Below are 20,523 nucleotides of genomic sequence, written 5' to 3' on the forward strand. Positions count from 1 at the left end.
TTACCGACTCAGAAACACCGGGATCGAATGTGAGTCGGACGATCTCGGCCCTTTCGGCGGTGAGTTTGCTGGTCTTCTCGCCAGGCTTCTTGCCGTCGAGGACGCCGGCGTCGCGTAGTTTGCGCCCTTCGCTGATCGGCGAGGAGTAAGGGTTGATCCCGACAGTGTCCTTGACCGGAACCATGCTGGAAATTGTCATCGTCGGGTTGATCCGAATCTTGGCCTGCAGGCGGGGTTACTGTGAACCGCTGGACTCAACTAACCCTGACACACAGAGCGTCGGCGCTAACAGAGTTCTAATCTCGCTCACGCACAGTGCTGGTATGACAAACGAACCGCGATCGACTCTGCGAGTCGCCATCGGAGCGGGTGGCACCGGTGGACATATTTATCCGGGACTCGCTGTAGCCGAGGCCTTGTGTCAGATTCCCGATGCCGATGTCGAGATCGACTTCTTCGGCGCGAAAGGCCGACTGGAAGAAAGACTTGTGCCCGCGGCCGGCTACCGACTCCACACCGCCGAGATCGAAGGCCTTACCGGTGTGCGCGGTAGTGCAAGAGCAGCGACACGACTCGCACGGTCCGGCATTCAGTGTGCCAGAACGATTCGTGAACTCGATATAGACGTCGTGTTCGGTACCGGCGGGTATCCCAGTCTGCCGATCGTGCTGGGTGCGCACCTCGCCGGTATACCGACGTTGATCCACGAATCCAATGCCGTGGCAGGACGGGCAAACCGACTGTGCGCGAACTTGTCTTCCCGGGTCGCAGTAGCATTTTCCGAGACTGCTCCGGCATTCAAGCGCACTGAGGTTCGGGTAGTCGGAACCCCGCTGATGAGGGAGATCGCCAGCCTCGACAAGCATGCGCTCCGTGATCAGGCACGTGCCAGTTTCGGTGCGGCGGCAGGACAGGCCCTCGTCATCGTCTGCGGCGGCAGCCTCGGATCTCGCCGAATGACCGATACCGCACTGTCACTGGCGCGCGAGTGGCGCGGCCGCAACAACATCCGCCTGGTTGTCAAGGCTGGGCCCGAGTACTTCACCGAGGCCTCCGCCGCTGTCGAGGACCTCGACAACGTGCTGGTGTTGCCGTACTTGGACCGGATGGATTTGGTATATGCGGGCGCCGATGTCTTTGTCGGAAGATCCGGAGCGATCACCGTCGCCGAGATTTCGCATGTAGAGGTGCCCAGCGTCCTCGTGCCTTACCCGCACGCGATCGGTGACCATCAACGACACAATGCCCAGGCTCTCGTAACTCGCGGCGGCGCCCGAATGCTGGGAGCCGCGGATCTGACCACGGCAAACCTCGCGAGCGCGATTGACGACCTTCTCGGAGATTCCGCTGAACGTGCGAAGGCTACAACCGATCTCACTCCGGGACTGAATGATTCCGCACGAACAGTAGCGAACTGGCTACGGCAGCTCGCCACCCGCAAACACGCGACGCCCGAAAACGTCAATACGAGTGAAGGAATCAAATGAGTGAAATTGTGCAAGTCAATGGATTCTGGTTCGGACGAAAGGTCTTGGTCACCGGCGGCGAAGGCTTCATCGGCAGCTCCCTGGTTGAGCAGTTGCTCATGCAAGGTGCGCACGTACGAGTTCTCGCGCACTACAAGCCGTACGCATCGGCCGGCTTTCTTTCGGATCACCTTCCCGATATCGAGATGATCGCCGGAGATGTCCGTGACAATGGACAAGTCCTCGATGCGGCAGAGGGGATCGACACCATCTTCCACCTCGCGGCACTGATCGGAATCCCATACAGCTACCAGGCTCCGCAAACGTATCTGGAGACGAATGTCCTTGGTACCCAGAATATTGTGGATGCTGCGCGCCGTCACGGCGCGCGGAGGGTGGTGCATACGTCAACCAGCGAGGTCTACGGAACTGCTCGGGAAGTACCTATATCCGAAACGCACCCGTTGCAACCCCAGTCTCCCTACTCCGCATCCAAAATTGCGGCGGACATGGTCGCGTTGTCCTATTTTCACTCGTTCGATACGCCGGTCTCGATCTGCCGACCGTTCAACACGTTCGGCCCGCGGCAATCGACACGCGCCGTGATTCCTGCGATCCTGCACCAGTTGCATTCCGGAGCAGGCGAGATCGCTGTCGGCGCGCTGACCCCGACTCGGGACTTCACCTACGTCGACGATACTGCCCGGGGCTTCATGGAGATCGCGGAATCCGAACGTACGCTTGGATTGACCTTGAATCTCGGCACCGGCCAGGAGATTTCGATCCGCGACCTGATTGACATGTTGATCGAGATCACGGGGTCTTCCGCATCTGTCACAACCGAAGACTCACGTCATCGTCCAGCAGGCAGCGAGGTTCACCGCCTGGTGTCCGACAACAGTCGAGTGCGGGAGTTGACGGACTGGATCCCACAGGTCTCCCTGAAAGCAGGACTCACGCACACCTCGGAGTGGATCAAAGCTCATCCGATCACCGATCCTCGCCGCTACCGCGTGTGATGCGAGACGTCGCACGGGTTGTATCCGTATCGGACTCACGTCAGGCACGATAAGTAGATGATCCTAGTCGTCGATGATGATCCGTCGGTCCGCGAAGCGGTAGTGACAACTCTCGAATCCGACGGGTACGAGGTGCAGGCGGTTTCCGACGGTTCGAACGCTCTTGCCGCGGTCTCTGAGCATTCGTTCGATGCGATGGTGCTCGACGTCATGATGCCGGGAATCGACGGTCTCTCCGTATGTCGAATCTTGCGTGAGCAGGGCAATCGAATCCCCATCCTGGTTCTGACGGCACGCTCGGAGGTAGGCGATCGGATTGCGGGGCTCGATGCGGGGGCGGACGACTACCTGCCGAAGCCCTTTGACATCGACGAACTCGGCGCGCGGGTACGCGCCCTGCTGCGGCGGGCAGCGCCACCGGAACCCGAGGTGCAGTTCGGGGATCTTTCTCTCGACCCGCAGACACGGCGCGGCGTCCGATCCGGCCGGAGCATGGACTTCACTGCCACCGAGTTCGCGCTGCTGGATCTTCTCATCGCGAACTCCGGCCAGACGCTCACCCGTGAGGTGATCAGCGATCGGGTGTGGGGCCAAGATTTCGGACCTCAGTCGAATTCCATTGCCGTATATATTAATTACCTGCGCACGAAACTAGAGGCGGGCGGCGAGTCACGCATTATTCATACGGTTCGTGGGATCGGATACCGGCTGGAGTTGCCGTGACGCGTACGCGATTGGCCATCCGAACGAGAATGGCCATCACCACGTCGATTGCCGTGGCCGCGGTAGTGCTACTTTGCGCGGTGGGGGCGTACTGGATCTCGTCACGGGAGGTGTACCGAAGCCTCGACATCGGTCTCATCCGGGAGGCGACGGCGATCCAATTACGGATCGCCGGTGGCCAGGAGTTGGGCAGTGGCGCCGAATGCGCCTATCTTTCCTCGCCAGCTTGCTTCGAGGTCCTCGATGCGACAGGCGAACCGAGTGCTACAGACGAACCCGCCACTATCCTGCCGAAGCTCCCTGCACTCGATGCCGTCCTCGACGGCGAGTCAGGGCCTTTCCTCACGAACATCGACCTCGCGGGTCTACCCGGACGGATGTATGTGACACCGCTCGAGGACGGTGGTGCGCTCCTTGTCGGAGTCCGTGCCGATCAGCAACACCGGGCGCTCAACCGGATTGCGTGGTTGTTAGCGCTGTTGTGCGGTATCGGCATCATCATCAGCGCCATCCTCGGCTACATAGTCGCCCGCTACACGCTGCGTCCCGTTGCCAGGCTGTCCCGCGAGGCCGAAACTGTTGCGAAGGAGCGGGATCCGAGCCGAAAGATCACCGTCGAGGGATCGGATGAGCTTGCCAGGCTCGGGGAATCGATCAACACCATGCTTGGTGCACTCGATGACTCCGTCCAATCGCAGAAACGGTTGGTCTCCGACGCGTCGCACGAGTTGCGGACCCCACTGACGGGGATCATCGCGAACGCGGAACTTCTGGCCCGAAGCGGCACGCTGACGGACGAACAGCAGAAGAGGGTACGGTCTGCGCTCGCTCGCAGTACCGCGGATATGCGAACCTTGATCGACGACATCGTAGATCTCGCACGGGGTACCGAGCCGGACATCGAGAGGGAGGACGTCGCGTTCGAGCGCGTCGTCGAGCAGGTAGTCGAGGCGGCACGTGCCCATTGGCCGAAGATTGATTTCCACTGCACGACAAATCCACACACGGTAGGCGGTAACGATGTGCGGCTCGCGAAGATGGTGTCGAATCTGGTTGACAACGCGGCAAAGTTCACTCCACCGGGTGGGACGGTGAACGTGAGCCTGGCAGGCGGTGTTCTCACCGTTTCGGACAACGGACCCGGCATAGATGAAGCGGATTTGCCTCGGATCTTCGAACGCTTCTATCGGTCACCCCGTAGTCGGGGCACCTCCGGCTCCGGACTGGGACTGGCTATGGCCCAACAGATCGCGCATGCCCACGGCGCCTCGATCAGCGTGGGCAACAACCCCGACGGTGGAGCGGTGTTCGCCGTGCGCCTGCCGGCCCGAGAGTAAGTCACTCTGATCTTGTTCTAATGTTCAGCGCTTACTTTTCGAACTATGAGAACACAGGCATTGACTTCTATCGCTGTGGGCACCGTGTTGGTCACGCTTGCCTCCACGGGGTGTACCGCGAGTGCGGCGGACCCCGCGGTGAGGGTCGATGGAAGCACCATCACGGTGCAGATCGAGGGCGGCGAGGCCAGGATCGATGTCAACGACCTACGCGTGGACAGCGACGTCGAACTGTCAGCCGCCGCTGCGACAGACCTCGGAGTTCCCGGCAAGGTGTCAGTCGAGAACAACAGTGCCCATTGGTCATACCCCGACCGCGGCCTCGACCTGACAGCGGGATCCCACGCCGGCCGCCTGGTGATCGACCTGACCAGTTCGCGGGATCAGTCCGTGGCGTGGCCGGTCACCGGGGCCGGTGCGCGAGATCTGCAGCTGCCCCAAGGCGAGGGGCTGAGTATCCCGGTCGACGACGCATTCTGGAACAACCCCGATATCGGATTGGTCGGGGACGAGGGGCAACGATTGCAGGACCTGACGATGCCGTTCTGGGGGTTCAGCGCGGGCGCTGTAGGGGCGAGCTATCTGGTGCCGACAGACTTGGGTACCTCCCTGAACTTCACCTCGGTTGAAGGCCAGCTGCGCAGCACTGCAGCCCACGAGTTCAGCCAGGAGAAAGGCACCGACATTTACACGGTTGCCTTGTCAGTCACCGACGGATCGCCGGTGGCCCCTGCACTGGATTACCGCAGTCTGCTCGAGGAACAGGGCGGACTGCGCACTCTGCAGCAGAAGATCGCGGAGAACCCGGACACAGCCAAGCTGATCGGCGCCTTTCACGCCTATCTGTGGGGAGATGCGCGTACTCCCGAAGCGATACGCCAACTCCATGACCTCGGCATCACCAAGATGTGGCTCGGCTACGACTCCGATGATCAGCCGATGACCCGCGAGGCCGTCGACACCGCCACGAACTACGGCTTTCTCGTCGGGCCGTACGACACCTTCGCCAACGCGCAGGACCCGTCCGGCGAGGTCGACAATCCCTCGTCTTCGTGGCCCGACGGGATTTGGCCCGGCGCCTGCGTCATTGACAAAATGGGCGACGTGGAAGGCGGATTCAGCGGCCGTGGCTGTTACCTGAGCTCAGAGGCATTGGCCGCCGACCCGGAGCTTGTTGCCTCTCGCGTCGCCGCAAAGGTGGGCAACGGCGCGAACAGCTACTTCCTGGACGTCGATGCCACCGGTGAGGTATTCGACGACTACAGCCCGGGCCACCGGATGACCCAGTCCGAGGACCGGCAGAACCGCATCGACCGGATGAAGGTGATCGGCAAGGATCTGGTGTTGGGATCGGAGACAGCCGGGTCGTGGGCCAACAGCGTTGTGTCCTTCAGTCACGGATCCAGCACTCCGGTGATGAACGGCCTCTGGAAAGCGGAACGAGACAAGGCGAACTGGGGTGCGTACTGGGGGAAGAACGGCCCGGCCTTCTTCTTCAAACCCGTCGAGCTTTCATCAGAGCTGAAAACCGGCATGTTCGATCCAAAATACCGTGTGCCGCTGTACGAGACGGTGCTGCACGATTCGGTAGTCAGTACGGATCGATGGGAGTTGTCCTTCAACAAGCTGCCGACCGAGCAAACCGATCGCGCGTTGTTGGCAATGCTGTACAACACGCCACTGAACTACACCCTGAACGCACAAACCATCGCGGAGGAAGGTCCGAGGATGGCGACCATGCAGAAGTTCTTCGCCACCCTGCAAGAAGCGGCTGGAACTGAGCCCATGACGGACTTTCAGTGGTTGTCCGACGACAGAATGGTGCAGCAAACCATCTTCGGCGAGGGAAAGCTGTTGGTGACAGCCAACTTTGACGACAGCACCTTCCATGACCCCGACGTTGGCGATATCGGCCCGGGCTGCGTCAGTGCATCCATCGACGCCGCGAGCACGACGCTGTGTCCGTGACCGATTCCGCCCCGATGACGCCCGCCGTACGCAACAGACCACGGTGGACGGTGATTGTCGTCGGCATGTCATTCGCCGCAGGTGCGGCCGCCGTATTCCTTCTCATTGTTGGTACCGCCGGCGGTCAACGACTCGACCGGGAAGTATTTCAGGCTGCGAAGTCGGCGCAGGACGGCGTATCGGTGCCCGACGTCCTGCGGCTGGACATCATGACCAATCCGCTCATGTGGATCTCTGTCGCAGCCGCGATCCTGTTGGCAGGGCATGTGATTCGTCAGCCGCTCGCTGCTGTGACGACGCTTGCAGTTCCCGTCGTGTGCATAGTGGCGGCGAGAACGCTTCGTCTCGAAGTTCTCGAGCGGCCTCAACTCGATCAGGATGTCCCCTGGCCGACGGCGAACACGTTTCCGAGCGGTCATGTCGCCGGCGCAATGGGTATTGCCCTCAGCCTGCTCCTGATCGCACCGTCGTGGATGCGCCTGGTCGGAGTCGTGCCCTGCGCGGCGTGGGTGGCGCTGGTCAGCCGCGACATCATGGGCGAGGGATGGCACCGCCTCAGCGATGTTGCGGGATCCGTATTGCTCGCAGCCGCAATCGTCAGCCTCTTCGCTGCCGTCTTCGTAGTGGGTGATCGCCGAATACGGGGGTTCATTTTGGTGTCCACGCTGGTGGGTGGGCCGGTAGCGACGACGGTGATCGTTCTGGCCCTCGATCCACGACCATACGGTGTGCTCACCGGTGTACTCGCGGCAACGGTGGCGGTTCCAATGACTGTCTTCGTCTGCGCGATATCGCAATCTCCGAACTGCTCGCGTCACGGAGAGCGCCGGATAAGCCGCTTTCGAGTCTTCCACGCCCATTGCTTAGAGTTGTCAGCCAGGGCGACAACACACGTCAGATCAATGACCACCACAAACAGATCGGCGACCCGCAAGAAATGCGGCAATGAGGTTGCCATCGAAAGTCGAAGAAATGACACAGAACAATGACGAACAGACGGTCTGGATCCCTTCTCGTATACGCAGCAGCAACGACAATGGCGGCGGTCTTCAGTGCCGGGTGCGGTCAACACGACCTCGACACCACTCCCGCCCATCCCCCGACCGCGACGGCCCCACAACTGATTACGCCGCACCCGAAAATCACGCCAGTGCCAGCGGACGCCCCCTCACCCAGCCCTGAAATGCTCGCGGCGGTGCTCCAACCCGCACTCGACAACCCCGACCTCGGAAGTTTGACAGGTCACGTCACCGACGCCCAGACCGGCGCAACACTGTGGCAACAACAGACCGACACCCCGCAAGTGCCTGGTTCCATAGTCAAAGTTCTCACGACGGCCGCCGCACTACTGACACTGCCGGCCGACCACCGAACCACAACCACGGTCGTCCAAGGCGCCACCCCCGGCCAACTGGTGCTCGTCGGCGGTGGCGACCCAACACTGACCGCGAAACCTACCGGCACGCAAGGCTATTACACCGACGCCCCACATCTCGACGACCTGATCAGCCAGATACACCGTTCCGGTATACACGTCAGCAGCCTCATCGTGGACAACACAATTTTTGCAGGCCCGACAATCGCCCCCGGATGGGACACCGCCGACATCGCCGGCGGCAGTATCGCCCCCATCGAATCGGTCATGCTCGACGGCGGCCGCACAGACCCCTTGGCGGACTACTCCCCGCGCACCCACACCCCAGCGCTGGACACCGGCCGAGCCCTCGCCGAACAACTCGGACTGGACCCGGCATCCGTCAGCGAAGGCACCGCGCCTTCTGCCACACCAGCAGCTCCCGTAGTGGCCTCGGTTCAATCAGCCCCGCTGAGCACACGCTTACGCGACCTGATGGTGCACTCCGACGACGTACTCGCCGAGACCGTGGGGTTCGAAATTGCACTCGCCCGTGGGTTACCCGCAACTTTCGACGGAGCGGTCAACGCCATCACTCACACACTGCAAGAGAGCGGATTCGACACCACCCGCGCACAATTGCGAGATGCAAGCGGACTATCGACCGACGACCGCATCTCGGCACACCTCATCGATCAGGTGCTCACCGCGGCAGCAGGGCCCGACACCCCGGAACTTCGCCCACTGCTCGACACACTCCCCGTCGCCGCAGCGACAGGCACCTTGGCAGATCGATTCAACCCGCCCTCCCCGGCAGCAGGGTGGGTACGCGCGAAAACTGGCTCCCTCTCCGGTGTCAGTTCGCTCGCAGGAATCGTCGTCGACAACGACCAGCGAGTCCTGACATTCACGCTCATGTCCAACGGAACCGCACCCGAGGCAGCAAGACCCGCCCTCGATGCCGTTGCAACAGCGCTACGCGGTTGCGGGTGCCGATAAACCCCGAGACCTCGGGATCGTTCATACAACGTACGGCAAGACACATGCCCACTCAGCTCGCATCGTGGCGACGACGTTGTTCGTCTACGACGTCAGGTGAGCGCTGAGACGACGAGACGTGTGGTGTCGGCGATGATCGCTTTGTCCGCGGTGTCGTCTCTATCCGAGCGTGTCGTCAGGACAGAAATCGTCACCGCATCTGAAGTATCCGTCCACACGACACCGACATCGTTGCTGGTTCCGTAGTCACCGCTGCCAGTCTTGTCGGCGACGGTCCATCCTTGTGGAACACCTGCCCGTATCTGCTCCGCACCAGTGGTATTGCCTCGAAGCCAACCCGCGAGCACCTCACGCTTGCCCGGCGTCAGCGCATCGCCGAGGACAAGACGCTCATAGTCCGTACCGATCGCCCGCGGGGACGTCGTGTCACGACCATCGCCTGGAATGGCGGTGTTGAGCTCGGGTTCGATCCGATCCAGCCGAGTCACATCATCGCCGATACTGCGAATGTACGCATTGACTGCAGAAGGTCCGCCAAGCATCTGCAGCAGGAGGTTGGCAGCGGTATTGTCACTGTATTGCACTGCTGCGGAGCATAATTCACCAACCGTCATCCCGGTATCGAGCTTTTGCTCCGCAATCGGGGCGTATGACTGCAGATCAGCGGCAGTGTAGTGGACTACTGTATCGAGATAACTCAATGGATACTTACCCAATACAGCTGCGACAGCGAGGGTTTTGAACGTGGAGCAGAACGCGAACCGCTCGTCCGCGCGATACTCCACCACCCTCCCAGTGTTCGAACTACTCGCATACACACCCAGCCTCGCATCGTATCGGCCTTCGAGTTCGACCAGAAGATCACTCGGATCTCCCCCGACAACCTTCGACGGCCCGGCATCTGCATTCTGATTACTCTTCGCCGAACATCCCACGACCGGAATCAACACCGCCGAAACCAAAAACACACGCCGCGTGACTGCACCACCCTCAACCATCACTGTCAACAGCCCTTCACAAACCTACTGGCGAAATCCCAAAATCCATTCCACACAACAACCTACGTGAGGCGAAGAACGCTCGCCGACGCACGTTTCCCGTGTCTGAGCTCAGCGCGATGACCACCCCTCGGCAAAGATACGGGCTGCCTCCCGCCAAACTCACGATTCGGCCGGGGAACGACGCAGTCGAATTGCATCGTGAAAGCGCACCAAAAATCACCAGGGACCAGTGCAGGTACCGACGAGGCGGGATGAGCCGTCCTGTTCCTAGTGGAGGCCGATGCGCCCTGGAACATCATTCATACCCACCCGTGCCGTACGGCCCTGACGCATTCGGCAACATCGGAACAGCGTCAGCATCGTTGAACATGCCACCGAATTCTTTCCGCTACAGGCTCAGACAACTACGACGAACTACAGACTGTGACCTCGAAGTCCCAGATACCCGCTTTCGGCTGATGTTGCATCTTCGACTTCTCTGCCTGAAGAAACCGACATCAAGAACTTCTTCCCGCCTCGTCGTGCAGCGTGCACAGGTACAGCAAAAGCTCGAACGCTACTCGTCAAATCCACACCGGCCGGGCTTCTTTCAGGATCCGCACTCCACGCGAGAACCCTTACGGCAACGGCGGCAGTACGTGTCCGGCGACATCGGTACTGACTCGATGTCTGTCACCCCAGTTACATGCGTAGAATCCACCAACCGGCCTTTCTGTCCCAGACGGTAGGCCCGTTCATCGATACTTCGAGACGCCGCCCGCCAGCACCCGAAGGTGATCGTCCGAGGCACCCAAAGTGTGTTCGATGGCCACCAGCCGCGAGACGTAGTGCCCGACCGGATACTCGGCTGTCATTCCGATACCACCGTGCATCTGAATCGCTTCCTGTCCGATCTGATGCGCGGCGCGACCGACAGTCAGCTTCGCGCGCGACGCGATGGTCGGATCGATCACGCCGTCGGCGATGGACATGGAGGCGTACAGACTCATGCTGCTCGCCAGCTCGAGCGCCACGTACATGTCGGCAGCCCGATGCGTCAAAGTCTGGAACTTCGCGAGCGGAACGCCGAACTGCTTGCGCTGCTTCAGGTAATCCGTCGTCAGTCGCAGCGCTTCGGTCATGATCCCGATCGCCTCGGCGCACAGAGCTGCCTGCGCCCGAACCTCTGCTTCGACGATCGCCTCCGTGACATCGCCGCCCTCACCAAGTTGTTCGGCCGCGGCATCGGTGAACGTGAACTGCGCACCGCGACGGCCGTCGTGAGTTGCGTATGTGCTCCGTGAGACACCCGCGCATTCCGCATCTACCAGAAAGAGCCCGGTGCCCCCGTCTGGAAGTGCGGCGCTGACGATCACGACGTGCGCGCTGTCGCCCTGCAGCACCGGGTTCTTGACGCCGGTGATAGTCCACCCCGATCCCGACTGCGTCGCCGTGGTCGTGACGGTGGCGACCGGCCAGCGCGTGCCGGGTTCCGTATGCGCAAAGGCCGACAGAGTGGTCCCGTCGCTGAGCGCCGGCAGGAGCCGCGCCCGCTGGTCTGCCGAACCGACAGCCGCGATCAAACCGCCGGGGATCAGAACACCACCCAAGTACGGCTCGGGTGCAAGCGCTCGGCCCAGTTCGGTCATCACGACCATGGTCTCGACCGGTCCAGCGCCCATTCCGCCGTCAGACTCCGCGAACGGCAGGCCGAGCAGCCCAAGCTCCGCGAACTGCTTCCACACCGCGGCATTCCATCCCTCGTCAGTAGCCGAGGTCGCGTTGCGCTTCTCCGCGTCGTAGCTGCGGTTGAGCAATTCACGCGTCGTGTCGCGAAGCATCGTCTGCTCGTCGTCGAGTTCGAAATTCATGTCAGATGCTCACAATCCGAGAATCGAGGAGGCAATGATGGAGCGCTGCACCTCACTTGATCCGCTGTAGATGGAAACCTTCCGGTAGTTCAGGTAGCGCGGCGCCGCTTGCTGCGCCCACTCCGGCGAGTCGATCTCGGCCGTATTCACCGGCAACGAGTCCGGACCCGCAACATCCATCAGCAATTCCGTTGCTGCCTGCTGCAATTCGGAGCCGCGGAGCTTGAGCAGCGAGGACGCCGGGTTCGGCTTGCCGTCTGCCGAACTCGCCACAACTCGCAGTTGAGTCAGATCCAGCGCAAGCAAATCGTTTTCCAGCTCAGCCAACCGAGCCGCGAACAACGGATCATCGAGGAGGGTGCCGGTTCCGACGCGAACCTCCCGCGCCTTCTCTTTTGCCGTGGCGACAAGAGTTTTGGAGAACCCGACCCGCGTGACGCCCGTGCGTTCGTTGCCGAGCAGGAACTTGGCGTAGTCCCAGCCTTTGTTCTCTTCGCCGACAAGATTCTCCGCCGGCACGCGGACGTTGTCGAAGAACACCTCGTTGACCTCGACGCTGCCGTCGATCAGTTTGATGGGGCGAACCGTGATGCCGGGAGTTGCCAGATCGATGAGCAAGAACGAAATTCCGGCCTGCCGCTTCTGAGCACTGGCATCTGTACGAACCAGACAGAAGATCCACTCGGCGTGCTGCGCGAGAGTAGTCCACGTCTTCTGACCGTTGACGATGTAGTCTGCGCCGTCACGAACAGCGGCCGTCTTGAGTGAAGCGAGATCCGAACCGGCTTCGGGTTCCGAAAAACCCTGGCACCACCAGATATCGGCGTTGGCCGTAGCGGGGAGAAATCTCTCCTTCTGCTCCTGCGAACCGAAGGCAGCGATAACGGGCCCAACCATGCTCACGTTGAACGGCAACGGGTTGGGTACCGACGCCAACTGCATTTCCTCGGAATAGATGTGGCGCTGAACCGGAGTCCAGTCCTTGCCGCCCCATTCGACCGGCCAGTGTGGAACCGCCAACCCGTGTGCGTTCAGAATCTGTTGGCCCGCAACGATGTCCTCACGAGTCAGCTTTCCGAATCCGGCTGCACGTGCTCGAAGTTCGGGCGAGAATTCGGTGGTGAAGAACTTTTGCATCTCCTCGCGGAACGCAACTTCCTCAGTGGTCAGTTCGAGATTCATCTGGAGTCTGCTTTCTTCTTGCAGGATTTCAGAACAAGATTCGCGCGACGGTCTGCGCAACGACGGCAGGTTTGCCCACGCCTTCGATCTCGACGGTGTTGGTGATCTGACTCTGTAGTGAACCGTTCGGCAATTCTTCGATTGCGGAGAGCACTGCGGTATTTCGAACCTTGGCCCCGACGGGCACCGGACTCGGGAATCGAACCTTGTCGGACCCGTAGTTGACGACCATTTTCGCGCCGTCGATGCGATACACGGACTTCGACAGAAGCGGCAGGAGTGAGAGCGTCAGATACCCGTGCGCAATCGGTCCACCGAAAGGTGATTCGCGCCTGGCTCTTTCGTCGTCGACATGAATCCACTGATGGTCACCGGTCGCGTCGGCGAATTGATGGACCATCTCGCGGGTGACCTCGACCCACTCGCTCGAACCCAGCGTTTCACCGACTGCCCCCAGGAGATCGGACTTGTTCTCGAACACCCGTGTCATCTGATCCTCCACGTTCCCGAACACTGTTAGGTTAATTCGATAATAAACTCACGGTGTAAGGTTGTCCAGTACTCTCAGACGAAAGGGTTCTGTGCGATGGCGCGACCGCGGGTTCCACTACTGAGTAAGCCGATCATCAGGGACACCGCCCTGAAACTGGTGGACGAGCACGGTTTGACCGACTTCTCGATGCGCAAACTCGCCACCGTTCTCGGTGTACAGGCACCGTCGCTGTACAGCCACTACGCCAACAAGGACGAGCTACTCGACGACGTCGCGAACGTCATCATGGAGTCCGTCGACGTGACCGGCTTCGACTCCGACGATTGGCGCGGCGCGCTGCGCACGTGGGCGCGGTCCTACCACGCTGCCCTGGGCAAGCATCCCAACATCGTTCCCTATCTGGCCTACGGCCCGAGCGTCAGGCCCATCGCCCTCGATCGCGCGAACGCCATCCACGGCGGCCTGGTGCGCGCCGGATGGCCGCAGCGCACGGCAACGCTGATCGGCGCTTCCGTCAAGTACGTGGTCATGGGCGCTGCGACGGCAACGTTCTCCGGCGGATTCGTGGACGATCCCGCCGTCTATGCCGAGCGTTACCCGCACCTCACGCGAGCACACCTGTTGCGTGAGCGTGCCGCCGAGATCGACGGCGCCAGCTTCGAACTCGCACTGGAATCCCTACTGGACGGATTGGAAGCCAAATATGCACTGCTGCAGAGAACTACAGAGCACTCTCCTCGAAACTAAGGGCTGTTACCGTCGATCAAGCACGCCGAGCATCGCAACGAAGGCCGCCTGACGATCCCCGAGAGCGGCAAAGAATTCCCGATCCGATGATTCCACCGCACGATTAGCCTTGCCGGCCAGGGCCGCACCCGACTGGGTCACCACCACTGAGCGTGCCCGAGCATCGGTCGGGTGTGGACGTCGTTCCACAAAACCTTTGGATTCAAGGGTCCGTATTACCTGTGACGTCATCATCGGGTCGGTGCGCGCATACTCGGCAAGATCGCGTTGAGTTATCGGCGTCTCCGCATCCAGCCAGGTCAGTGCGGCAAGCAGAACGAACTGCACGTGAGTCAGGTCGAAAGGCCGCAGCGCCGCGCGAATCGAGGCCTGCCACGCGTTGGTGACACGCCACAACATCAGCCCCGGACTGTCGCCAGCATCCTCGAAGTCGGTTTCCAGTTTCTTCGCCACAGCGTCAGTGTGTCATCTCGTAGTCGAGCGCAGAATCTCGACGTCGTTGCCATCCAACGGAATCAAGCCTCGGCGCAGTTGATACCCCCAGTTCGGTCTCGAGGTCAATGCCAATCGACTCCGTACGTCGCCGAGAGGAACGGGCGTGAACTGCTCGTATCGCACTCGACGCCGAAACGGCTTGAAGCACCCCTCGTCCGCCTGCCAGATCTCACCCTCTTCGATCACACCGAGGGCTGTGAACTCGCGCAACGGATCTCGATCACCAATGGACTCGACCGGCGAATAGTAGACAAGCACATCGCCCGCATTCATCCGTGCCAATCCGGCTCTCTTTCCGTGCCCGATCTGTGCAATGCCGAGATCCACGGCGCGACGCACATGTTCGGCAGAGACAACCCCTAACCAGGCGTTCATCGCCGACCCCCGGGCGAACCGATCGCAAGTTCAATCATTCATTTAGTATGCGCGCTTATTATCTCCCTCGCAACAAATTGAGTCTTGAACGTGTTCAACTTCAGGGCGTATGCTGAACTTGAACACGTTCAAAGAAGGGGAGCCCATGAGCAGTCGCGGGATCGAAACCAGGGAAAAGCTGGTGGAAACAGCATTGCGGCTCTTCCGCGACGAGGGCTTCGCAGCGACGACCATGCGCAAGATCGCGACTGAGGCAGGTGTCTCCCTTGGGAATGCCTACTACTACTTCGCCAGCAAGGACGAACTGGTTCACGAGCTGTATCTCGTCATCCAACGTGATCACCGAGAGCGTGCGCTCCCACTCCTGCGCAAAGGTGGCTCACTCGCGGAAAATCTCGCGATCGTTCTGCACACCGGACTCGATGTCATGGGGCCCTATCACGGGTTCGGTAGCGCGTTTCTGCACGTTGCCCTGCCCACCGCATCGCCGTCCAGCCCGTTCTCGGCCGAGTCGAGTGATGCGAGATCGATGGCCGTCGAATTGATGCGCGAAGCACTGGCGGCGTCCAAGCAGAAGACGCCGGCGTCATTGGAGACCCAGCTCCCCACACTCTTGTGGCTCAGCTATCTGGGCGTGACGCTGCATTGGGTCACCGACTCGTCTCCGGGGCAAACGCGCACTCGTTCCCTGGTCGACGGCCTGGTCCCGATCATCGCGAAAACACTCGCCCTCGCCCGGCTACCGGTGGCCCGCGGCCTGGTCGGTGACGTCGCCGCCCTGATGACCAAAGTCGTTTCTCCAGAGGGGAACACAAAATCATGAAGACTGTCGTTGTATCCGGTGCGTCGGGCTACATAGGGCAATCTCTCGTTCGAGCGCTCGAACCCAACGGGGTGGACGTACGAACGATCGGCCGGGGAGGAACGAGCGATGCCACCTGGTCCGACGAGCAAGGTGTCGCCGACGTACTCAGCGGCGCGGATCTGCTGATCAACCTCGCCGGACGCTCTGTGAGCTGCCGATACAACAAGCGCAATGCCGACGAAATCTTCTCCTCCCGCGTGGAAACGACCGCACTGTTGGGTCGCGCACTGGCCCGTACGCCGCAGCCACCTTCGCTCTGGGCGAATGCCAGTACCGGCACGATCTACCGAGACGCGAGGGATCGACCGATGGACGAGAAGAACGGAGAACTGGGTAAGGGATTCTCCGTCGCTGTCGCGCGAGCGTGGGAGCACGAATTGTTCTCCGCCTCAACCCCGGTTCGCAAAGTAGCGCTACGAATGTCGATCGTTCTCGGAGCCGGCGGCGGAGCAATCAACCCTTTCGTCAACCTGGCCCGAACAGGCTTCGGCGGACGAATGGGCGACGGACGACAAATGTTCAGTTGGATACACATTTCCGACGTCGTTCGCTCGATCATCCACATCTACGAGCATCCGGAGATCTCAGGCCCCGTCAATATCGCATCCCCGTGCCCTGTGACCAATGACGAGATGATGCGACAGGTGCGCGCAGCGTTGGGTCGACGGTACGGTGCGCCCACGCCCGGTTGGATGCTGAAATTCGGGGCTCGGATCATCCGCACCGAGGCCGAGTTGGTACTCAAGAGCCGCTGGGTGGCGCCAGGGGTGCTCGCGGACAACAACTTCCGCTATCAGTTTCCGACAGTGGAATCGGCGTTGGAACAGATCGCTCAGGAGACCCCGCGAGGGTTGCTTCCAGTGACACTCGGCTGAAGTTCGGTCGCGATCGCGACCGCTCGCACGATATCTTGTTCCAGTAGATAGTGATTGACCGCAATCGCAGCCTTCGAGCCAGCAGCGGCGGCAGTGATCATCTGCGCGGGCGAGTCCGACACATTCCCGGCGGCCCATACACCAGGCGCGCTGGTACTTCCCGCAGGATCGGTTACCACCCAACCATTTTCGTCAGCTTCACATCCCAGGTCAGTCAGCAAAGCGTCGCGTGGAACAAACCGTGGACCGACAAACACCACACTCCGCGGAACAACCTGACCGGAGGCCAGCTCGACGCCGTCCAATCGACCGTCTGCCACCGAGACCCCGGCCACGTCGCCTTCGACGATGCGAATCCCCCTGACAGTCAGCCGCTCCCGCTCGGCGCCGGTCAGCTCGATGCGATTCGGAAAGAAGACGACATCGTCCGACCATTGGCGCACCAACGATGCCTGATGAATGGTGAACGGCCGGTTGTCACCCCCGAGTACACCGATCGGCGTATCACGAACCTCGTACCCGTGACAGTAGGGACAATGCAGAACGTCGACTCCCCACCGATCCTGCAGCCCAGCGATGTTCGGCAGCTCGTCACGTAGCCCCGTGGCCACCAGAACAGTCCGTGCCTCCAGCGACGCAGACACGTCGGTTTGCACAAGAAATCCACCGTCATCCGTCCGCTCGATTCCGATTGCGGTGCCAGTCGTCATCTCGCCGCCGTACTCGAGAACCTCCTTGCGGCCGGCCGCAAGTAGTTGCGCAGGGCTGTCCCCATCCCGCGCCAGGTACCCGTGCAGGTGCTCGGAGACACCATTGCGCGGGCTACCTGCATCAATGATCATCACTCGCCGCCGAGCCCGAGCCAGAACAAGCGCGGCACTCAACCCCGCCGCACCGCCACCGACAATCACCACGTCGAACCTCATGCGCTCCCCCAGTCCGCAGATCGTCCCACCCGAGACGGTGGGCTATTCTGACAATCTAGCAAATTTGTTTACCGGTTAACAAAATTGAGGAATCGTGAACGAACCAACACTCCGCTCCCGTACCTGCAACCTCTGGGCCGAAAACAATCCCGACCTCGACACCTCGCCCATGGAAGTGGTCGCGCAACTCAAACGGATTACGGCCCTTCTCGAACTTGCAGTCGAACCGGTGTACCGATCCGCGGACCTCAGCGTGTCGGAAGTGGAACTGCTTGTGCCACTTCGATACGCCGAGGAACCGGTCACGGCGATTCGTCTCGCTGAACGCCTCGGCATGTCCCGAGCCGGAGTAAGCAAGGCACTCGCCCGACTCGAGAAGCGAGGACTCGTCTCCCGCACGAGCAACCCCGAAGACAAGCGATCTGCACTGATCACGATGACGGCTAGGGGAAAAAGTGTCGTCGACGAAGTCTTTCCTCGCGAACTCGCCGCTCACGGTGAATTGTTCACCGAACTCGGACGGGACCGAGGAAGGGTCCTTGCCGCGCTCGAGCAACTGGCAGTATCCATGGAAAGTGGGCTGAATCGAATGCAGAGTACGTAATCGGGGCTACTCCTGCTCCCCGGTCCGCCCGCCGTACGTCGCAATCTTGTACTCCGTCGCAGCCAAAGACAACGTGAGCTCCTTGATCTGCCGACGAACGGTGTCCCGGTGCTCGAGCAGCATGTCGAGCCTCTCCGGAACTGTCCCTTCACCGGCGTCGACCAGTTCGACGTAGTGCTGCAAGTCGCGAATCGCCATGCCCGAGATACGCATGCGGGTCAGAAACACCAACCTGCGAACAGTTTCCGGGCCGTACACACGATGTCCGCTCGAGTCACGATCGACCGTGACCAGGCCGATCTTCTCGTAATAGCGCAGGGTATGTGCCGAGACATCCAGTAGGTCCGACACTTCGGCGATCGACATCGGATCTTCGACGTCCCCTGCATCGACGAGCCGGTGAATGACCTCGATCGACATGGGCCCGTCCACTTCCCCAAGGGCCTCGAGCGCCTTACGCATCAAGTCTTCGGTAGCCATGACTCCCAGCCTAGAACGGGCGGACAGGTCCGGCAGCATCCGCGAAATCGGCGCTGCGAGCGAGGTCGGCCCAGACGGATACCTCGGCGAGATTCTTCCGATACGACGCGGACACCCGCTCCACGGCTTCCTTTCCGAGTGGCAGACGAAGTGGCACGTTCTCACTGTGTACCAGCGCATTGATGATTGCCGCTGCCTTCTCCGGATCGCCCTCCTGAACACCGTCTGCCGCCGCCATGTCCCGCAGAACAGGATCGAGCAAATCACGGTAGTCCGAGGATGATTCGGCGAAGCTCAGAACGCCAGGTGTGTTGAATGCTGTACGGAATCGGCTGGGCTCGACGATCATGACCCGGATGCCGAACTGCCCGACCTCACCGGCAAGGGCCTCCGACCAGCCTTCAAGCGCGAATTTGGACGCCGAATACGCCCCCACGCCGGGAAACGACATGCGGCCGCCTTGACTGCTCATCTGCACGATCGTTCCACTGCCTTGCGCTCGCATCGACGGGAGGACGGCGCGCACCAACGCGGCGGGTCCGATCAGGTGCAGTTCCATGAGATCCCGCAACGCCGAATCGTCCACCATCTCCGCCGCGCCGACCATCCCGCGACCGGCATTGTTGACCAGCACGTCGACACGACCGAAATGCTCGAGCGCATGTTCGACGACGCTGGGTGCCGCCGCGGTGTCGCGGACGTCGAACGTCACCGCCGAGAACCGATCCGGATTCGCCGACGCAATATCTGCAACGGACTCGGGACGACGAATTGCAGCGACTACCGCGTCCCCCGATCGAAGTGCAGACACTGCAAGCTCGCGGCCGAAACCCTGAGAAACTCCAGTGATGATCCAGGTTTTTGTTGTCATGGTCGGCAACGCTAGGGGTTAGAGCGCGCTCCAACGCAAGCCTTGGTTCTACAGCCGAGCTACACGCCGGCCCAAACCGGTCGCTCGCCGCGAAGGAAACCGTCGACACCGGCTTTGAAGTCGTCACTGCTGTAGATCATGCGCATCAGATCATCGTTGTCGGTGATCGATCGGGTCCTGATGCGGCGCAGGGACTCTCGAATCGTCCACACGGTCATCGGGGCAGCCGCAAGGAGTTCCCGCGATACCTGGGCAGTCAGGCTCGCGAACTCGGTCTCTGTTGCACAGTCGCTGAGGAAGCCGTTCCGCAGAGCCTCGTCGCTCGACATGACCCCCGCCCGAGCGACCAACGACATCAGACGCGAACTGCCGATCCTGTCCGCCAGCAACGCCACGGAATGGACCGACAACGAGTTTCCGAGTGTGCGCGCGATCGGGAGGCAGAAGCGGGACCCGTGCGTCGCGATCCGCACATCGCACGCTGCCGCTAACAACAGCCCGGCTCCCGCGCACACACCGTCGATGACCGCCAGCGTGGGAACCCGCACTTTCTCGAGTTCGGTCAGCACGCCGACGAACCGACTTTCGTAGTCGAGCCCGTCGTGAAAACTCGAAAAGGTCTGAAAGTGGCGTATGTCGGAGCCCGCCGAGAACGCCTCTCCCCCAGCTCCGCGGAGGGTAAGCAACCGGATCTCGCGGTCGGAATCGGCGCACCGGCAGGCTCCGGCAATAGCGTCGTACATCTGCGGGGTCAGTGCGTTGCGCTTTTCCGGCCGGTTGAACACGACGTCAAGCGTATCGCCATGACGGATGATCGAGATGTCTTCGTGCGTTTCAGTCATGACACTGACGCTATTACCGGCAAGGAACAAACGAAACACATTGCACTCGAG

Annotated in this window: 22 protein-coding genes and 1 pseudogene; 12 read left to right on the forward strand and 11 right to left on the reverse strand. The window is 61.1% G+C overall.

The window, feature by feature from the left end:
• Positions 1–7: 7 nt before the first annotated feature.
• Positions 8–148 (reverse strand): annotated as a pseudogene (locus R4P65_RS33105) (IS3 family transposase); the annotation flags it as partial.
• Positions 149–323: 175 nt separating this feature from the next.
• Here R4P65_RS33105 and R4P65_RS05200 point away from each other — a divergent pair.
• The 7 genes from R4P65_RS05200 to dacB all read left to right on the forward strand — a co-directional run bounded on the left by R4P65_RS05200 (position 324) and on the right by dacB (position 8,866).
• Positions 324–1,487, forward strand: coding sequence for a UDP-N-acetylglucosamine--N-acetylmuramyl-(pentapeptide) pyrophosphoryl-undecaprenol N-acetylglucosamine transferase (locus R4P65_RS05200; protein WP_317825699.1), 1,164 nt, complete (start codon positions 324–326; stop codon positions 1,485–1,487).
• A complete protein-coding gene (locus R4P65_RS05205) occupies positions 1,484–2,485 on the forward strand; it encodes a GDP-mannose 4,6-dehydratase (protein WP_230815389.1) in 1,002 nt (333 codons plus the stop codon). The genes R4P65_RS05200 and R4P65_RS05205 overlap by 4 nt, the downstream gene beginning before the upstream one ends.
• A gap of 57 nt (positions 2,486–2,542) precedes the next feature.
• Entirely contained in the window at positions 2,543–3,208 is a 666-nt protein-coding gene (locus R4P65_RS05210) for a response regulator transcription factor (protein WP_317825701.1), read from the forward strand.
• On the forward strand, positions 3,205–4,545 hold the full coding sequence (locus R4P65_RS05215) for a HAMP domain-containing sensor histidine kinase (protein ID WP_317825702.1): 1,341 nt from the start codon (positions 3,205–3,207) through the stop codon (positions 4,543–4,545). Before R4P65_RS05210 ends, R4P65_RS05215 begins: the two co-directional genes overlap by 4 nt.
• Before the next feature lie 45 nt (positions 4,546–4,590).
• On the forward strand, positions 4,591–6,513 hold the full coding sequence (locus R4P65_RS05220) for a glycoside hydrolase (RefSeq protein ID WP_317825703.1): 1,923 nt from the start codon (positions 4,591–4,593) through the stop codon (positions 6,511–6,513).
• Positions 6,510–7,502, forward strand: coding sequence for a phosphatase PAP2 family protein (locus R4P65_RS05225; protein ID WP_317825704.1), 993 nt, complete (start codon positions 6,510–6,512; stop codon positions 7,500–7,502). Before R4P65_RS05220 ends, R4P65_RS05225 begins: the two co-directional genes overlap by 4 nt.
• A 161-nt stretch (positions 7,503–7,663) precedes the next feature.
• Positions 7,664–8,866, forward strand: coding sequence for a D-alanyl-D-alanine carboxypeptidase/D-alanyl-D-alanine-endopeptidase (dacB, locus tag R4P65_RS05230; protein ID WP_317825705.1), 1,203 nt, complete (start codon positions 7,664–7,666; stop codon positions 8,864–8,866).
• A gap of 92 nt (positions 8,867–8,958) precedes the next feature.
• Here dacB and bla read toward each other — a convergent pair whose 3' ends face one another.
• Positions 8,959–9,864: a class A beta-lactamase gene (gene bla, locus R4P65_RS05235; RefSeq protein ID WP_317825706.1), complete on the reverse strand. Its 906-nt coding sequence runs from the start codon at positions 9,862–9,864 to the stop codon at positions 8,959–8,961.
• 254 nt (positions 9,865–10,118) lie between these two features.
• Between bla and R4P65_RS33110 the strand changes: the two genes are divergently transcribed.
• Positions 10,119–10,595, forward strand: a complete 477-nt coding sequence (locus R4P65_RS33110; protein ID WP_411742512.1) for a helix-turn-helix domain-containing protein — start codon at positions 10,119–10,121, stop codon at positions 10,593–10,595.
• Positions 10,596–10,601: 6 nt separating this feature from the next.
• On the opposite strand, the gene R4P65_RS05240 is transcribed toward R4P65_RS33110, so the two are convergent.
• From R4P65_RS05240 to R4P65_RS05250, 3 genes are read right to left on the reverse strand one after another with little or no spacing between them, the layout of a single operon-like run.
• Positions 10,602–11,717 (reverse strand): acyl-CoA dehydrogenase family protein, encoded by a 1,116-nt coding sequence (locus tag R4P65_RS05240; protein ID WP_317825707.1) that lies wholly within the window; start codon positions 11,715–11,717, stop codon positions 10,602–10,604.
• A 9-nt stretch (positions 11,718–11,726) separates the two neighbouring features.
• The gene (locus tag R4P65_RS05245; RefSeq protein ID WP_317825708.1) at positions 11,727–12,899 is read right to left on the reverse strand and encodes an acyl-CoA dehydrogenase family protein; all 1,173 of its coding nucleotides are present in this window, start codon (positions 12,897–12,899) and stop codon (positions 11,727–11,729) included.
• Positions 12,900–12,927: 28 nt separating this feature from the next.
• Positions 12,928–13,389, reverse strand: a complete 462-nt coding sequence (locus R4P65_RS05250; RefSeq protein WP_047271233.1) for a MaoC family dehydratase — start codon at positions 13,387–13,389, stop codon at positions 12,928–12,930.
• A 96-nt stretch (positions 13,390–13,485) separates the two neighbouring features.
• Here R4P65_RS05250 and R4P65_RS05255 point away from each other — a divergent pair, with 96 nt between their 5' ends.
• Positions 13,486–14,139 carry a TetR/AcrR family transcriptional regulator gene (locus R4P65_RS05255; RefSeq protein ID WP_317825709.1) on the forward strand — a complete coding sequence of 218 codons (654 nt, stop codon included), beginning with the start codon at positions 13,486–13,488 and terminating at the stop codon, positions 14,137–14,139.
• Between the two features lie 6 nt (positions 14,140–14,145).
• On the opposite strand, the gene R4P65_RS05260 is transcribed toward R4P65_RS05255, so the two are convergent.
• On the reverse strand, positions 14,146–14,592 hold the full coding sequence (locus tag R4P65_RS05260; RefSeq protein WP_317825710.1) for a MarR family winged helix-turn-helix transcriptional regulator: 447 nt from the start codon (positions 14,590–14,592) through the stop codon (positions 14,146–14,148).
• A 12-nt stretch (positions 14,593–14,604) separates the two neighbouring features.
• Positions 14,605–15,009, reverse strand: coding sequence for an EVE domain-containing protein (locus tag R4P65_RS05265; RefSeq protein WP_317825711.1), 405 nt, complete (start codon positions 15,007–15,009; stop codon positions 14,605–14,607).
• A gap of 145 nt (positions 15,010–15,154) precedes the next feature.
• On the opposite strand from R4P65_RS05265, the gene R4P65_RS05270 reads away from it, so the two are divergent.
• Together R4P65_RS05270 and R4P65_RS05275 are read left to right on the forward strand one after the other, a co-directional pair.
• The gene (locus R4P65_RS05270; protein ID WP_264613330.1) at positions 15,155–15,832 is read left to right on the forward strand and encodes a TetR/AcrR family transcriptional regulator; all 678 of its coding nucleotides are present in this window, start codon (positions 15,155–15,157) and stop codon (positions 15,830–15,832) included.
• Positions 15,829–16,749, forward strand: a complete 921-nt coding sequence (locus R4P65_RS05275) for a TIGR01777 family oxidoreductase (RefSeq protein ID WP_317825712.1) — start codon at positions 15,829–15,831, stop codon at positions 16,747–16,749. Before R4P65_RS05270 ends, R4P65_RS05275 begins: the two co-directional genes overlap by 4 nt.
• Here the strand turns inward: R4P65_RS05275 and R4P65_RS05280 are convergent.
• The gene (locus tag R4P65_RS05280) at positions 16,707–17,675 is read right to left on the reverse strand and encodes an NAD(P)/FAD-dependent oxidoreductase (RefSeq protein ID WP_230815372.1); all 969 of its coding nucleotides are present in this window, start codon (positions 17,673–17,675) and stop codon (positions 16,707–16,709) included. The two genes, R4P65_RS05275 and R4P65_RS05280, sit on opposite strands and share 43 nt — an antisense overlap.
• A gap of 94 nt (positions 17,676–17,769) precedes the next feature.
• On the opposite strand from R4P65_RS05280, the gene R4P65_RS05285 reads away from it, so the two are divergent.
• On the forward strand, positions 17,770–18,279 hold the full coding sequence (locus R4P65_RS05285) for a MarR family winged helix-turn-helix transcriptional regulator (protein WP_230815369.1): 510 nt from the start codon (positions 17,770–17,772) through the stop codon (positions 18,277–18,279).
• 6 nt (positions 18,280–18,285) lie between these two features.
• Here the strand turns inward: R4P65_RS05285 and R4P65_RS05290 are convergent, their stop codons facing one another.
• From R4P65_RS05290 to R4P65_RS05300, 3 genes are read right to left on the reverse strand one after another with little or no spacing between them, the layout of a single operon-like run.
• Entirely contained in the window at positions 18,286–18,759 is a 474-nt protein-coding gene (locus R4P65_RS05290; protein WP_317825713.1) for a MerR family transcriptional regulator, read from the reverse strand.
• A gap of 10 nt (positions 18,760–18,769) precedes the next feature.
• Positions 18,770–19,630, reverse strand: coding sequence for an SDR family NAD(P)-dependent oxidoreductase (locus R4P65_RS05295; RefSeq protein ID WP_317825714.1), 861 nt, complete (start codon positions 19,628–19,630; stop codon positions 18,770–18,772).
• A gap of 59 nt (positions 19,631–19,689) precedes the next feature.
• Positions 19,690–20,472, reverse strand: coding sequence for an enoyl-CoA hydratase (locus R4P65_RS05300; RefSeq protein ID WP_317825715.1), 783 nt, complete (start codon positions 20,470–20,472; stop codon positions 19,690–19,692).
• Positions 20,473–20,523: the final 51 nt, after the last annotated feature.

This window comes from Rhodococcus sp. IEGM 1318 (assembly GCF_033142465.1).
In the GTDB taxonomy this organism is placed as follows: domain Bacteria; phylum Actinomycetota; class Actinomycetes; order Mycobacteriales; family Mycobacteriaceae; genus Rhodococcus_F; species Rhodococcus_F qingshengii_B.